General features: G+C 70.8%; 13 protein-coding genes. 7 read left to right on the top strand and 6 right to left on the bottom strand.

The genetic code is table 11. The features are described 5' to 3' along the window. A partial coding sequence (locus tag AB0B41_RS01715) for an Hsp70 family protein (RefSeq protein WP_358197764.1) occupies positions 1-2,628 on the top strand: 2,628 nt, incomplete at its 5' end. Positions 2,629-2,796: 168 nt separating this feature from the next. Continuing rightward, the gene (locus AB0B41_RS01710) at positions 2,797-4,680 is read left to right on the top strand and encodes a peroxidase family protein (RefSeq protein WP_358197762.1); all 1,884 of its coding nucleotides are present in this window, start codon (positions 2,797-2,799) and stop codon (positions 4,678-4,680) included. 125 nt (positions 4,681-4,805) lie between these two features. Here AB0B41_RS01710 and AB0B41_RS01705 read toward each other — a convergent pair whose 3' ends face one another. Further along, positions 4,806-5,042, bottom strand: a complete 237-nt coding sequence (locus tag AB0B41_RS01705; RefSeq protein WP_358197760.1) for a hypothetical protein — start codon at positions 5,040-5,042, stop codon at positions 4,806-4,808. 34 nt (positions 5,043-5,076) lie between these two features. Next, positions 5,077-6,222 (bottom strand): M14 family metallopeptidase, encoded by a 1,146-nt coding sequence (locus tag AB0B41_RS01700; protein WP_358197758.1) that lies wholly within the window; start codon positions 6,220-6,222, stop codon positions 5,077-5,079. 371 nt (positions 6,223-6,593) lie between these two features. On the opposite strand from AB0B41_RS01700, the gene AB0B41_RS01695 reads away from it, so the two are divergent. Together AB0B41_RS01695 and AB0B41_RS01690 are read left to right on the top strand one after the other, a co-directional pair. Continuing rightward, positions 6,594-7,886, top strand: a complete 1,293-nt coding sequence (locus AB0B41_RS01695; RefSeq protein ID WP_358197756.1) for a S8 family serine peptidase — start codon at positions 6,594-6,596, stop codon at positions 7,884-7,886. Positions 7,887-7,959: 73 nt separating this feature from the next. Then, complete coding sequence (locus AB0B41_RS01690; protein ID WP_358197754.1) at positions 7,960-8,319, top strand: hypothetical protein; 360 nt, start codon at positions 7,960-7,962, stop codon at positions 8,317-8,319. A 167-nt stretch (positions 8,320-8,486) separates the two neighbouring features. Here AB0B41_RS01690 and AB0B41_RS01685 read toward each other — a convergent pair whose 3' ends face one another. From AB0B41_RS01685 to AB0B41_RS01675, 3 genes are all read right to left on the bottom strand, one after another. Then, positions 8,487-8,903: a CD225/dispanin family protein gene (locus tag AB0B41_RS01685; protein ID WP_358197752.1), complete on the bottom strand. Its 417-nt coding sequence runs from the start codon at positions 8,901-8,903 to the stop codon at positions 8,487-8,489. A 31-nt stretch (positions 8,904-8,934) separates the two neighbouring features. Then, positions 8,935-9,765: a TIR domain-containing protein gene (locus AB0B41_RS01680; RefSeq protein ID WP_358197750.1), complete on the bottom strand. Its 831-nt coding sequence runs from the start codon at positions 9,763-9,765 to the stop codon at positions 8,935-8,937. A 354-nt stretch (positions 9,766-10,119) separates the two neighbouring features. After that, positions 10,120-10,857 (bottom strand): neutral zinc metallopeptidase, encoded by a 738-nt coding sequence (locus AB0B41_RS01675; protein WP_358197748.1) that lies wholly within the window; start codon positions 10,855-10,857, stop codon positions 10,120-10,122. 189 nt (positions 10,858-11,046) lie between these two features. Here AB0B41_RS01675 and AB0B41_RS01670 point away from each other — a divergent pair, with 189 nt between their 5' ends. Together AB0B41_RS01670 and AB0B41_RS01665 are read left to right on the top strand one after the other, a co-directional pair. Beyond that, the gene (locus AB0B41_RS01670; RefSeq protein ID WP_358197746.1) at positions 11,047-11,865 is read left to right on the top strand and encodes a hypothetical protein; all 819 of its coding nucleotides are present in this window, start codon (positions 11,047-11,049) and stop codon (positions 11,863-11,865) included. A 721-nt stretch (positions 11,866-12,586) separates the two neighbouring features. Further along, positions 12,587-12,799 carry a hypothetical protein gene (locus AB0B41_RS01665; RefSeq protein WP_358197744.1) on the top strand — a complete coding sequence of 71 codons (213 nt, stop codon included), beginning with the start codon at positions 12,587-12,589 and terminating at the stop codon, positions 12,797-12,799. Positions 12,800-13,230: 431 nt separating this feature from the next. Here the strand turns inward: AB0B41_RS01665 and AB0B41_RS01660 are convergent, their stop codons facing one another. After that, positions 13,231-13,356 carry a hypothetical protein gene (locus tag AB0B41_RS01660; protein ID WP_358197742.1) on the bottom strand — a complete coding sequence of 42 codons (126 nt, stop codon included), beginning with the start codon at positions 13,354-13,356 and terminating at the stop codon, positions 13,231-13,233. 174 nt (positions 13,357-13,530) lie between these two features. Here AB0B41_RS01660 and AB0B41_RS01655 point away from each other — a divergent pair, with 174 nt between their 5' ends. Continuing rightward, positions 13,531-14,820, top strand: coding sequence for a DUF222 domain-containing protein (locus tag AB0B41_RS01655; RefSeq protein WP_358197740.1), 1,290 nt, complete (start codon positions 13,531-13,533; stop codon positions 14,818-14,820). The last annotated feature ends 1 nt before the right edge of the window (position 14,821 follow it).

Below are 14,821 nucleotides of genomic sequence, written 5' to 3'. Positions count from 1 at the left end.
AGCGACCCGCAGACCACGGTCGCGCTGGCCCGGCTGCGCCAGGACTGCGTGCTGGCCAAGGAGGCGCTGTCGATCGACACCGAGACCACGATCCCCGTGTTCCTGCCGAACCGTTGCTTCGACGTCCGGCTGACCCGCGCCGAGTTCGAGGACATGATCCGCGCGACCATCGACTCGACCGTCCGGGCACTCCAGCGCACGCTGCGCTCGGCCGGCGTCAGCCCGGACGAGCTCAGCGCGGTGCTGCTGGTCGGCGGGTCCTCGCGGATCCCGCTGGTCGCGCGGATGGTGTCCGAGGAGCTCGGGCGGCCCACGGTCGTCGACGCGCACCCCAAGTACGCCGTCGCGCTCGGCGCAGCCCTGCTCGCAGGCGGATCGCTGGCGGCTCTCGGCCCGGGTGGGCCCGCCCCGGCCACCGACTTCGCGCCGGTCGCCCCGGCTGCGGCCGGTGCCGCGGCAGCTCCGGCCTCGACGAGAGTGCTGGACGACGACGTCCAGTTCAGTGTGTACCGGCCGAAGGCGGTCCGTCCGCTGACATGGGCTCCTCTCCTGGTCTTCGCGCACAAGACGGAGACCTACATCGACCGGCGGAGCGGTGTGGAACGCGATCCCCTCGCGGAGGTCCGGACCCGCGCCGAGAAGCATCTCGGGCGGCCACCGGATCCGGGCGACCTCCGGCAGGCGGAGAGCAGCCAGGGCGTGCCGCGGGGAGCCGTCCTGAGGATTCGGCCGACGATCGAGCACTGCCTGATCAACCCTCCGATGGCGGCCTTCCGCTGGGAGGAGCCGATCCACGAGGTCCCCTTCCTGGTCTACCCGGCCGCGGCGGCCACGGGCCGACGCGTGCGGGGCCGGGTCGAGGTCTGGCTCGGGCCGCTGATGATCGGCGAGGTCCTCCTGTCGTTCGAGGTCCGGGCCGATGCCGCGGAGCCGACCATGGAGCGCGAAGCGCCCTCCCGGTACCGGAAGATCTTCGCCTCGTACTCCCACCGTGACGTCGCCATCGTCGAGGCGCTCGTCCCGGCCCTCGAGCTCCTCGGGGATCGAGTGGTCTACGACCGCCGCGACCTCAGGTGTGCGGAGCACTGGCCGACGCGCATCCTGGAGCTCATCAGGGAAGCCGACGTCTTCCAGCTCTACTGGTCGCACAACTCCATGCGGTCGGTCGAGGTCCGGCGCGAGTGGGAGTACGCGCTCAGCCTGGGGCGGCAGGGATTCGTGAGGCCGTTCTACTGGCAGGCGCCCCTCCCGAGGGACGACGCCAACGGCCTGCCTCCGGAGATGCTGAGCAGCCTGCACTGGTCCCAGCTTCCCCATGCCGCGATGCCGGCCGTCGTGGCCGCGACGACGGCCACCGCCCCGCCGGGGCCGGCAGGCTCCGGGCCCGTCGTGATGACCTCCCGGCCACCCCCTGCGCCGCCGTGCTCCGCTTCGTCGCCCTCCTTCGATGCTGTGAGAAGCGCCGGAACGCCCGGAGGGAGCTCACCGCCCCCGAGTCCCTCGCCCTCGTCCCGGGGCGGAGGACGCGGGCGCAAGGCCATGACGGCCGGGCTCGTCGCAGCTGTCCTGCTCCTGGGGATCGGCGGGGTGGGTTCGTTCGCCGCGAACGAGTGGGGACTGTTCGGGGGTGGTTCCAGCACCGCGGCCCCTTCGACGACCAGCCCCACGCAGAAGATCCCGCTCGGCCCCGCACCGGTCGCGCCGTCGATCGCCACCAGCGTGCCGATCCCGTCGCTGGGCGCCACCATCCCGGTGGGCAGGACCCCCGGCTTCATCGCCCTCTCTCCCAACGGCCGGCTGGCCTACATCGCCAACCGCAACGCCGGCGTCCTCACGGTCATGGACACCGCGGGCGACAAGGTCGTCGCGGTGGTCCCCGTGGAAGCCGGGCCGCCGCAGTACCTGGCCTTCGCCCCCGACGGCACGCGCGCCTACGTCTCGATCTTCAACGACCAGCGGACGATCAACCTGGTCGGTGTGCTCGACACGTCCACGAACACGATCACCTCGACGATCCCGGTCGGGGTCCGGCCCTTCGCCCTCGCGGTGAGCCCCGACGGCTCGAAGCTCTACGTGCCCAACCACGACTCCGGCACGATCACCGTGATCGACACGGCGACGGAGACGGTGGTGCACGACATCCGCGTCGCCCCCAACCCGCACTGGGTGGCGTTCTCCCCGGACGGCACCCGCGCCTACGCGGCCTGCCACGAGTCCGGCGTCGTGTCGATCATCAACACCGCCGACGACACGGTGATCGGCGAGGTGAAGGTGGGAGTCAGCCCGCACAGCCTCGAGGTGTCCCCGGACGGCAAGTGGGTCGCGAACGTCAACTACGACAGCGACTCGGTGACGGTCATCGACACCGCCACCGAGCAGGTCGTCGCCACCGTGCCGGTGGGTCGGAAGCCGCAGGACATCGCGTGGGCGCCGGACGGCCGGTTCGTCTACGTCACCAACGTCGAGGGCGACAGTATGAGCGTGGTCAACGCCCGGACCTGGCAGGTCACCGCCACCTTGCCGACCGGCGACGCCCCGACCAGCCTCGCGGTCACGCCGGACGGGAAGACGGCGTACGTCACCAACCTCACCAGCGGCACCCTCACCGAGGTCCACCTGACGGGCTGATCGCGGTGTCCGCTCCTACGTATACCTGCGTATCCCGTATCAGTGATCAGAGGGCGACCATGAGTGACCATGACGCGCCTTCCACACGGAAAACCGATCACCGTCGGACAGCTCGGCTCGGCTCGGGAGAATCTGCTCCGGGATGCGTCCGAACCTCTCGCCTTCGCGGTGACGACGACCCCCGACCTGCACGATTTCGACCTCCTCTTCCCAGGGCTCCAGAACGACCCGGCCAATCTGCTGCCCGAGGGCCCCGCGACCGTCGCCGCGCTGAAGCGACTGGCGGAGACGATGGCCGACTTCGACGGGCAGGACTCGTCGGAGAACTCACCCGTCCCGGCCGCGTACACCTACTTCGGGCAGTTCGTCGATCACGACATCACGCTCGAGGTCGCTTCCGGCGCAGCGTCGGAGGCGGCGGGCGGTCTCTTCGCTCCTGACGCCGTTCCGCTACCGCTCCACGACATCCAGGAGCACCTGCAGAACGGCCGGACCGCGACGCTCGACCTCGACAGCGTCTACTCCCCACCCGCGCCACGCGATCCTCTGAACTCGGCGAAGATGCTGGTCGGAAGTGTCTCGGAACTCGGTAACGCCGACCCGCCGTTGGCGCGGCCGGCGGGGAAGGGCATCGACAACGACCTGCCCCGCGAGCCCCGCAGCACCGATCCCGCACACGACCGCGCGGCCCTGATCGGTGATCCGCGCAACGACGAGAACACGATCATCTCGCAGCTGCACGTGGCGTTCCTCAAGGCTCACAACCGGCTCGTCGACGAGGGGCACGGTTTCGACGGGGCACGCCGGATCCTCCGGCAGCACCACCAGTTCGTCGTGATCGACGACTTTCTCACGCGGGTCGCGGATCCCGAGATCGTCACGGAGATCGTCGAGCACGGGAACCGTTGGCTCGATCCGGCGGCCGAGCCCTTCTTCATACCGCTGGAATTCAGCGCGGCGGCGTACCGCTTCGGCCATTCGATGGTCCGCCCCGCGTACGACTTCAACATCAACTTCGGCTTCGACAAACCGGGCGGCCCCGCCACACTCGACCTCCTGTTCACCTTCTCCGCCCTGAGCGGGCAGCTCGGGTTTCCCTCGCCAACCACCGACACCTCTGCCGGCGGAACCGGGACCCTGCCCGAGAACTGGATCATCGAGTGGGAGCGGATCATCGGCCCGGGGGCCGGACCGGGAGGGCACGCCCGCCGCTTCGACACCAGGCTCGCCGCGATCACCGGGGGCCAGCGGCAGGCGCTGTTCAACCTGCCGACCGCCGAGGGCACCCCGGACCGCGGCTTGGCGGCCATGCTGTCGGCCCGCAACCTGCTCCGCGGCTACCGCCTCCGGATGCCCACCGGGCAGGCCGTGGCGCGGCACCTCGGTCTGCCGGTGCTCAGCCCGGACCAGCTGCGGGCCGCGGTGGGGCAGCGCCAGGCCGCCGAGCTCGCCGCGGGCGGCTTCCTGGATCGCACCCCGTTGTGGTTCTACCTGCTCGCCGAGGCGCGGAGCCTCGGACACGGCGAGCGGCTCGGGCCGGTCGGGAGCACGCTGGTCGCCGAGGTGCTCGTCGGAATCTGCCGCCGCAGCGCGGACTCCATCCTGCGCACACCCGGCTGGACGGCGTCGCTCCCGGCACAGCGCCCGGGACACTTCGACCTGGCCGACCTCCTGCGGTTCGCCGGCGTGCTGCCGGGCGGCGCCCCGACCGTGCTGCACACGGTGGTGGCGGGCGAGGCCTTGACCGGCATCGCGGCCGCCGAGCTGGGGGACGCGGCGCGCTGGGTGGAGATCTTCGCCTTCAACCGCAACACCGTGCGCCATCCCGACCGGATCAGGGAGGGGCAGGTACTGATCATGCCGTCCGGCCCGCCGATGGTCCCGCCGCCGCGTTTCCACGTCGTGCAGCCGGGGGAGACCCTCGAGTCCATCGCCACCGCACAGCTCGACGACGCGTCGCGGTGGCGGGAGATCTTCGCACTCAACGGCGACGTCGTCACCAACATCGATGTCCCCGTCGCCGGACAGGTCCTGGCCCTCCCGGTCAAGTAGTGGTCGACTCGCTGGTGAAGCGGCTGGGTGGTCGTGGGAGTGAACGGCCGCCCGGCGGCGCGGGGTCCGCCGGCGCGGCTGTGTGTCGGCCGTGCCGGGGCCCGCCGCGACGGCTCCGCCAGAACTCATGTCGGCCCCTCGGTCATGTGCGCCTCGTACTGCGAGCGGGTCATCATGCGTTCGACCTCGGCGAGCCGTCGCCGCTCCAGCTCCCCGAGCTGGCTCTCGGACGCCGCGACCACGAGGTGGTCCGGATGCCGCTCCCACACGTCCAGGCCGAGCGGAACGGCGAGCAGATCGGCGACGCTCCTCCCGACAGAGGGCGTCAGCCGGGCGACCCAGGTCTCGCCGCTGCCGGTCACCGGACCTCCCCTCGCGGCGGGCCACCACCGTGCCTCACCGCTCCGGCTTCTCCAGCACGTGGCTGATGAAGGCGTGCGCTGCCGGACGGTTCTCCTCCCAGCACGGCTGGATCTGGCTCGCCGGCAGGATGAACCCACCGGCCATCGCCGACGCCGGGCGCAGCTCGACGGTGAAGGAAGGCGCGTCGTACTCGCCGTAGGTCCAGTCGGTGGTGTCGCCCGCGGTCGGGTACAGCTGGGAGGACTGCTGCGCCGTGTACGTCTGGCCGTGCACGTTGGCGATCAGCCGCTCCATGTCGTCGGCCAGGTCCCGCATCTCGCGGCGGTCCGTCTCGTCGAGGATCGGATCGTCCGTGTAGCCCCACGGATACAGAATGAGCTGGGAATAGCTGTGGTATGTCAGAACACCTCCGAACAACTGGCGGGCGACGAGATCGCGGACGGCGCGCGACTCGGGCTCCGAGAACGCCCGGGGTCCCACGTACGTCTCGTCGGCGGGAGTGTGGCTGGACGTGTCGACGTCGAGAGTGCCCCACATGTATCCGTAGTTGCGGTTCAGGTCGACGCCTGTCGTGCCGTCCCGGTTGCGACGCCGGTTCTTGCGCCACAACCGGTTCCCGGGGGTGCGCGTGAACTCGTGCCCGTCCGGGTTCACCATCGGCGCGACCCAGATCTCCCCCTGCTGCAGCCACTCGCGGACGGGGTTCTCCGACGCGTGCGCGAGCAGGTCCTCGGCCAGGAGGAACGGCACCTCGACCGAGATCCATTCGCGGGCGTGGTGGCAGCCGAGGAAGGCCACCTTGCGCGAGCTCCCACGCCGCTCCCCGATTCGCAGGGCGAGGACGGGTCGTCCTTCGACACTGCGGCCGATCTCGTGCAGCTCGGCGATGTCGGGATTGTCGTCGGCGAGTCGGCGCAGGTCCTGTTCCAGGCTCTCCGCGGAGTGGTAGCCGGTCGCGGCCGATTCGGTGGCGAAGTCGGCCAGGTAGGACTCGCTGAGCTGTAGCTGTTCGACGCCGTAGCCCATCTCCTCGAGCCGCGAGACCTGCGCCTCGCCGGCCTGCAGCACCGCATGGTCGGGACGCACCTCCCACAGGTCCAGGCCGAGCGGAAGGGTGATGAGGCGGGAGAGCGGCGACCGGGCACTCGTGGGCGTCACCCTCACGATCACACTCGCCATGGTTCCTCCTGAGATCGCAGGGACGGTTCGCCCGGCCCCGGGCCTCCTGTCGCCCCCATCACGGGAGACGGAGCCGGTGCCGGGAGGATGACGATGAGACCCGCGACCGCGTTCGTCACGTACGTACATCTACGCACTCGGTGTACGGATCTCGTCACTGCGCTGGTCTGCCGGATGACGCTACGCACAACTGCGTAGCGACGCCCGAACACGGAGGGCCTTCAGTCGCTCACCGACGAGATCTGCCGGACCACGCCCCTGCCGGTCGACCAGGGGCGGATGCACCAGGTACCCGGCCTCGAGTCGTCGTGCCCGACGGCTGCTCCGCGCCCGTTCGGGATCGCCAGGACGCCACGCACCAAGGGGATGCAGTGACCACTGAGAAGTTCGAACCCAGGCTGCTCACTCACATCGAGGACGAGCGGCGCCGGGCACGCGGGCGAGGGGTGAGCGCGGCGGAGGTCGCCGACGCCCCGCTGCGCGTGACCATCTCCCACCAGGAGACGATTCTCGCGAGCGAGGACGCCGCGGCGGACCGCAGCACGGCTCTCTCCGATCTCAGGAGCGAGACGCGCCGGAGCCAGGAGGACCTGATCCGGCACATCCAGACCGTCGCTCCGGGCGCCACACCCAAGCAGCACACGCTCACGAACGCCGTGACCGTCGAACTCACGCCTGCACAGCTGGAGGAGATCTCCGACGACGACGAGGTCGCGCTGGTCCGTCTCGAGCGGCTGGACAAGGTGACGGCCATGCGCGAGAGCGTCGAGGTGATGCAGGTACGGGAAGCATGGGACGAACTCGGCGCGAGCGGTCGCGGGGTGCGGGTCGCCGTGCTCGACAGCGGCGTGGACAGCACGCATCCCGCCCTGGCCGGGCGGGTCGTCGACGAGGTCGACATGACCGGCGAGTCCGTCGCCGTTCCCGGTGATCACGGGACGCACGTGGCGGGGACGATCGCGAGCAACGATGCGGTCTTCCGTGGCGTGGCGTTCAACGCGGACATCATCAACATCAAGGTGCTCACGTCGGCCGGCTTCGGTGAGCCCCAGTTCGTGATCGACGGCCTCGAGCAGGCCGTCCGCCGGAACGCCGACGTGGCGAACCTCAGCCTCGGCTGGAGCGAACCCTTCCACAACTGGGTCTGCAACGACGCCGACTGCATCCTCTGCGTGGCCGCCGACAACTCGATGCGGCTCGGGGTCACGGTCGTGGTCGCCGCCGGGAACGAGGGGACCGCGGCGGGACCGGGCCAGTTCAACATCCGGCATCCCGGCGCAGCCCGACGCGTGGTCACCGTGGGTGCCGTCGACAAGGGCAAGCAGCTCGCGCCCTTCTCGAGCATCGGTCCCGGCAGCGGACGGCTCTCGCCCGGCTCGCCGATCCGGATCACCAAACCGGACGTGGCGGGACCCGGCGTGGACATCCAGTCGACGGTTCCCGGCGGTGGCTTCGCCTCGCTCAGCGGCACGTCCATGGCGTCGCCGCACGTGGCCGGTCTCGTAGCGCTGATCCTCGAGCAGAATGCCGGCGCCAAGCCGGCCGTGGTCAAGAAGCTCCTCGAGGACACGTGTGAGCGGCTGCAGCTGCGCCCGGACGAGGTCGGATACGGGCTCGTCAACGCGATGGGCGCGTTGATCCGCACCCTGCCCGTCAAGCCCTGACACGCCCTACTCTGGCCCCTCGGGTGGTGCGAGACATCCGGCCACCGCCCGAGGGGCGAGGGAGGTACCCCACATGACCAGCGACGACGGCACCGTCGATCCCGGTGTCTGGCGGGCCCTCGAGAGCCGGGCCACGCAGGGGGCGAAGGAAGCCCGGGTGGCTGTGCTCGTCCAACTCGTCCCACCGGCTGGGGTACCGGAGGGTTCCGGCGACCCCGGCGCACGCCTGACCACGCTGGAGCGGGAGACGGAAGAGCTGCAGCGGGACCTGATGGAGCACCTGGACCGCCTGGGCGTGACGAGTCCGCCGCGGACGCTGGCCCTCGCCAATGCGGTGGCCGTGGAGCTCACCGCGGAGCAGATCCGCAGCGTGGCGCAACGGCCCGACGTGCGTCGGATAGTGCCGGCGGAGCCGAAACACGTGGCCACGTGAGCGTCGGCCGGGGGCAGCGGTGCGGCATCTCGAGACCGCGTTCTCGCCGCGTGCAGGAGTAGATGCGGGTGCGTGATCCGAGGGACGAGGTGGACCCGCTTTAGGGCGACCTCTCACCGGGCGGGCCGCTGCGGCCGGGAAGTCCTCGACCGCAGCACCGCACCCCGTCAGTAGCGGCCCGCGCTGCCCGCGCCGATGTAGACGAGCGTGAGGAAGATCCCGAGGCCCAGGAGGATCGCCCCCCACGTCTTGGCCAGTCCGGCGTTCTTGGCCGCCGCCGCGAGGTCACCGGTCCTGAGGTTCTGGTTGACCTGGGCCGAGAAGTAGACGGCCAGGAGCCCGAGAGGAAAGGCGAGGACCGCGGCCGGAATCGTGAGGCCCCACATCGGCGACGGGCGTTGCGCAGGGACGGCCTGCCAGGGCTGCTGGAACGAGGGCATCGCCCCGGGGTGCTGCGGGCCGGTCGGGTACGAGGCGGGCTGCGGCACCGGACCGCCCGGAGGTGGCGCCGTCGGCGGGGGGAACTGCGGGGGCGGGTAGTAGGGGGCCGGGCCGGGCTGCCCGCTCTCCTGGTCGTGGTCCATCGTCGCTCTCCATCCTGATGAGTGGTGATCTTCAGAGCGGGTCCTGCACCGTGACCCCGCGGTCCGACGCCCACGGAGTCCAGTCGCCGTCGAACCAGCGCCATTCGTGACGGCGGGTCGGATCGGGGTACCAGCCCGGTGGCGGGATGTTCCGCCGCTCAGCCGCGCCGGTCACCGCGGGACTCGCGGTGTTCTCGCGCTGCCGGACGTCTTCGTTCGAGGCGAGGATCCTGGAGATCTCCTGGTCGGCGCGGACGACCGTCCACGGCTTCCTGCGCATCTCGTCGAGCATCCTGAGGATGTCGGCACGCACGGCGTCCTCGTCCTCGTCGATGAGGGCCTGACGGAGGTCGTTGATGATCCGCATCTGCTCGTCGAGCGTGAGGCCCCCGACGTCGATCTTCCTGCTGAGGGCCAGGAGATACCCGTAGGGGATGGGTGGCGCAGGAGGAAGGGGTTGTGGAAGCGGCGCGAGCCTCGCTGCCGCCTGTTGCACGGCGGAGAACACCGCGAAGCCCGTCGTCGCGTCGTCCGGCGAGTAGTGCACGATCTGCAGCTCGGCGAGGGGCATGGCCCTCATGGAGGACACAGGGCCCACCTGGATCGGCACGATGGGCCGGCGCAGGGCGATCGCGTACTCGAGCTCTGCCTTGCAGGGCTTCGAACGGTTGATGGAGGCGTCCGACAGCGCGAAGAGGAAGACCGAGCAGGACCGGATCCTCTCCAGGATCACGCTCCACCAATTGTCGCCGCCCTGGAGTTCGTGATCGCGCCACACATTCAGCCGGGCGGCTTCCAGACCGCGGGTGAGGGCCTTCACGGCCTCCTCGTCGAGCCGTGAGTAACTGATGAACAGTGTCACGATTCCCGACCTCCTCGCCCGTCGCCGCACCTCGTCGAGGTGGGTTCGCTGATGCGTGACGCCGATGCAGACGACTGCCGGCGAGAAGAGGAGATTGACGACCGAGGTCGTGATACCTCTCTGTGGATTCGGCCCGTCGAATTCTCCGACGCTGCTCCGACCGGCCTGAAGAAGTGCCGGCGGGCGCCGGAGTCGCAGTGCCTTCACGCTCGATCGCGAGGAGTTGTCGGTCGTCGACCCGATCGGCAAGCCCCAGCATGCCCGTCACGAGGCCGTCGTGCTGATCACGGGCGCGGTGTACCGAATCGTCGAGAAGATCGTTCCGTCGTCCCGGCCCTGAGCACTCCGAAAGGCTCAAGCCAGGACGGGCGTCTCCGGGAAGTACACGTTGCATCCTCCGAGCCCCTGCCGCAGGCCCAGGTCTACGGCCGTCGCCCGCTCCTCGACGGTCCCGTGGTCGCGCGTGAGATCGTCCTCGCCGGCGGCGATCTTCGGGAGCACCGTGCGGACGTCCGCGTAGTCGTCCGGCTCCAGGATCCCCCGGGCGTCGAGGTGGCCCAGGAAGGCGCCGGCGATGCAGTCGGCCTGGTTCTCGGACTGGATTGCACCGAGCTGGCTCACGACGGTCGCGGAGACCCCGGCGACGTCCTGTACGTGGTGGCCCCACTCGTGGGCGAGCCCGAGTGCCGCCGCACCGTCGCCCGACAGCGAGTACAGCTCGTAGAGGGAGTCCTGGCCGATGTAGACAGTGCCGTCCGCCGGGCAGTAGTTGAAGGCGGTTCCGTCGGCCACCGCGGGGGCTCCGGTGGTGTCGGTGCAGGCCGTCGGTTGCTGTGTCCCGGCTGGGATGTACCGGTAGACCGGCCGCGACATGTTCGTGTAGCTGGCCCCCGAGAACCCGTCCACGAGCGCGATGAGCTCGTTGGAGAACGCCCTCATGTCCTGGTACCCGTAGCAACCCTCGAGTGTGGGACAGGCGGGCGCCTGGGCCGGCTGCGCCGTCGCCGTGCCGGTGAGACCCAGCGCCAGCACCGCGCCCGCGGCGAGCACCCCCGTGATCCGCCCCATGATCTGCGTGATTCGCATGCTCATCGCCCCCGTCCGCCGGCCCGAGCCGTGCGTGCACCGCCGGTGCCTGGCCTGGGTCGCTCACCCCCACGTCTTCGTTTCCGTGCCGTCCGCGATTGCGACGCACGGAGGCCGCCCGGTCCCCATCTAGCTGCCTCTCGCCTCCGCCATCGGGCCGATGACGCCTGCTCCTCCGACTGGGACCCTCGTCCGATGGCCGGCGAGGACGCGCGCCCGGCTCGGTCCGCCCGCCGGGACGGCGCTCGCGTGCTGGCCGCCCTCGCAGCGGGCATCGTCTTCCTGCCGGTCGGATGCAGCTCGGGCTCCGGCGCGCGGCCACTGCCGACCTTCGCACCGAGCCACGAGTGGGCGCTGGTCGCCGACATCAGCGGCGACGGCCCCGACGCGGAGGTCTACCGGGCCGTGCGGACCGGGTGCGACGCCGGTCAGGCGGCACTGAACTCGCGCTGGGACCGGCTGACCGGGCCACGTGAGGTCCTGCTCTTCGCCTCCGCGATCCAGATGTGCCGCGGCGACGAGGCCGGCGCCCTCGGGAACTTCCAGAAGGCGAGCACCTACGGCTGGAACGGCCTCGGCCCCGACCGGAGGGCCCTCCGCTGCGCGGTCTACACGGCCCTGACCGTGACGCTGAACCGCGTCGAGCCGGCCGTCGTCAGTTGCCCCGGCGGCGCGAGCCCGGCCTTCGTGCGCTCGCCGAGCGGGGTGGCCGACAACCCGCTGACCCCGGAGAACGAGGCCGCCCCGCCGGCGCCGCCGCCCGTCGTGCCGCCGACCTCGTCGTCCCGGCCGCCGACGAGGACCACGACCACCAAGCCACGTCCCACCACGACCACGGTCAGGACCACGACCGCCAAGCCCGCACCGGCCCCCACCAGGACCACCACCCCGAAGCCCCGCACGGCGACGCGGACGACCACCACCACGCCGAAGCCCTCGACCTCGCGGACGACGACCACGATCTCCGGGAGCACGAGCGGGACGCAGGACAACAGCCAGGAGAACGACGGGTAGCGCCGGCACGAGGCATACGTACCTCTGCGTAGCGAGCCACTCACACCGTCCTCTGACGGCTACCGTCTGCCGCTCCGGCGGGCGAGGGGATGCCTGCCGATTCCGTACGCTCGACGGGTTCGCCCTCGTCGAGGATCCGGCGACCGGCTTCTTCCACTACGCCTCCATCGGCACGGACAAGCAGGACCTGCTCCCGGGGGACCGCGGTTCGACGTCGTCGAACCCGCCGAGCTGGACCTGCCCAAGCACCTACGGGTGCGTCCGGAGGCGGTCGCCGAGACGGTGCGGTCCATCAGGGGCGCCGAGGAGGAGCGGCCGCGGTGGGAGACCCGCCGGGCGGATCGGCGGGCCCGGCCGACCCAGGAGGGCTCCGGCCCCACCCCCGCGCCTCCGAGCGGACAGACGGTCGGCGACTTCGTGGGCCTGTGCCTACTCGTCGAGTTCCCGGACGTGCCCGGCACGATCGCGAAGGCCGAGGTCGAGGCTTTCTGCAACGAGTCCGGCTACACCGGTTTCGGCAACAACGGGTTGGTGCGCGACTACTTCACCGAGGTCTCCGGCGGGAGGCTGACCTACCGGAACGTCGTCACCGCCTCCTACACGGCCATGCGCGAGCGTGCGTTCTCCAGGGACCCGACCGTCCGGCAGCCGGTGCGTGCTCGCGAACTGATCGGGCGAGGCGCTCGACGACCTGGTCGCGGGTGGGTTCGATTTCCCGAATTTGACCGGCGACGACTCCGTCTTCGTCCGGGCGCTCAACGTCTTCTACGCCGGCGCGCGCGTCAACAACCGGGCCAAGGGCCTGTGGCCGCACTCCTCGTTCCTCGCGTCGCCGTTCGAGCTCCCGTCGGGCAAGAGGCTCGACGACTACCCGATCACCGACATGGTCAGCCGCGTGACGCTGCGGACCTTCTGCCACGAGAACGGCACATGATCTGCGACTACCCGGACCTGTACGACTACGGGTCCGGAAGCAACGGCGTCGGGAACTTCTGCCTGATGGGCGGCGGCGGGGCGGACGTCACTCCCGTTCATGTCGCGCTTACCTGAAGCACGCCTCCGGATGGGCGGACTCGGTCGCGACCATCACGCCGGGAAGGACCGTCGCCCTGCGGGCGGGGATCAACGATTTCCTGATCAGGCGTCGCAACGCGACCGAGTACTTCATCCCTCGAGAACCGGCAGCAGGCCGGGCGGGACACGTCGCTCCCCGACGCCGGCCTCCTCATCCGGCACGTGGACGAGTTCGGCAACAACAGCAACGAGCAGAGGACGTCCACGCGGCACTACGAGTGCTCTCTCGAGCAGGCGGACGGCCGCCTTCGACCTGGAGCACGGGGCCGACTCCCTCGACCCGTCGGACGTCTACGGCGCCCCGTTCGGCACGGCCTTCGGCAGCGCCACCGTCCCGAGCAGCCGGTGGTGGAACGGCCAGAAGTCGGGCCTCGAGATCGACTCCGTCTCCGCGCCCGGCCCGAAGATCACGATCACGACCAGGCCGGCTGTCTGAGACGGGTGAGCCGGACGTTGCCGAGGGCGAGTCGGTCTGCGACCGGTACGGCTCTCGACGACCCACCGGAAGTCTGCCGTAGGGATGCGCCGAATGGCCGCTGAGCTGCGACGATCGACCTTCTCTCGAACAATTGTTCGAGTATCATCGAGGGCGTGCACACCGGCTCCGTCGACGACGCGCGCGACCGCCTGCAGGCGGACGTCGCGCAGCTGTCCGACGCCGCCGGACCGGGCGCCGCGGCGGACGAGGTGATCGCCGCCCTCACCGTGTGCGAAGAGGTGCGGCGCAGCATGGACCGGGCGATGGTCGGCATGGTCGCCGACCTGCAGCGCCGAGGGGTGTTCGCCGAGCGCGGTTACCGTTCACCTGCCGGAGCCCTGGGCGATCTGCTGGGGTGGGAGCGGTTCGAGGCCCGACGACGGGTGGTCGCCGCGGAGTCCGTGTGCGAAGAGGTCGGACTCGACGGCTCTGCGCTCCCGGCTCGTCTGCCCGCCACCGCCACGGTCTTCGCCGCCGGTGAAGCCGGGCTGCGGCACGTCGAGGTGATCGCCCGCGTGCTCGACAGTGCGCCGGCGCGGCGGCTCGATCCGGAGACCTGGGCGGGCGCAGAAGTCCAGCTCGCCGACAAGGCGGCCGTCTACACGCCCAGCGAGCTCCACACCTGGGGCACCCAGCTCGTCGAGATCCTCGACCAGGACGGCGCCGAGCCGGACGACTCGCCTCGCCCGCAGATCAACGAGGTGCGCCTCACCCGGTTCCGCACCCGGCCCGGCGGCAAGCTCGCCGGCCGCTTCGACGACGCCGCGATGTTCGACTCCATCGCCGCGGTCGTCGACGCCGGCGCCGCCCCGCGCGACGCCGACGACCAGCGCTCGGTTCCGGAGCGGCAGGCCGAAGCCCTCGCCGAGGCGTGCGGCCAGGTCCTCTCGCGCGGCAGTCTCCCCGAGACCGGCGGCCGCCGCCCGCAGCTGATGGTGACCGTCCGGCTGGAGGATCTGGAACGGCGCGCCTCAGTGGCCTCGCTGGAGTTCGGCGGCCGGCTCACCCCCCAGACCCTGCGCCAGCTCGCCTGCGACGCCGCCGTGGTCCCGGTGGTGCTGTCCGGCACCGGGGTTCCGCTCGACGTCGGGCGGATCTCCCGCACCGTCCCCGACGGGCTGCGCCGGGCGGTCGTCGTCCGCGACGGCGGGTGTGCCTTCCCCGGCTGCGGGCGCCCACCCTCGTGGTGCGAGATCCATCACGTGCGCGAGTGGCAGCACGGCGGTCCGACCGCGCTGGGCAACCTCGTCATGCTCTGCGCGATGCACCACCGGCTCGTCCACCATTCCCTCTGGGAGGTGCGCATGGTCGACGGGTTACCCGAGTTCGTGCCGCCCTCCTGGATCGACCGCGAACGAAGACCCCGAAGGCGACCATCACGGGTCGTGCAGCCGGTCGGCTGAG

Origin of the sequence: Pseudonocardia sp. NPDC049154 (assembly GCF_040648315.1) — a bacterium.
GTDB lineage: Bacteria > Actinomycetota > Actinomycetes > Mycobacteriales > Pseudonocardiaceae > Pseudonocardia.
Note: the sequence above shows the minus strand (reverse complement) of the source record. Positions and strands in the feature narration are given on the sequence as shown.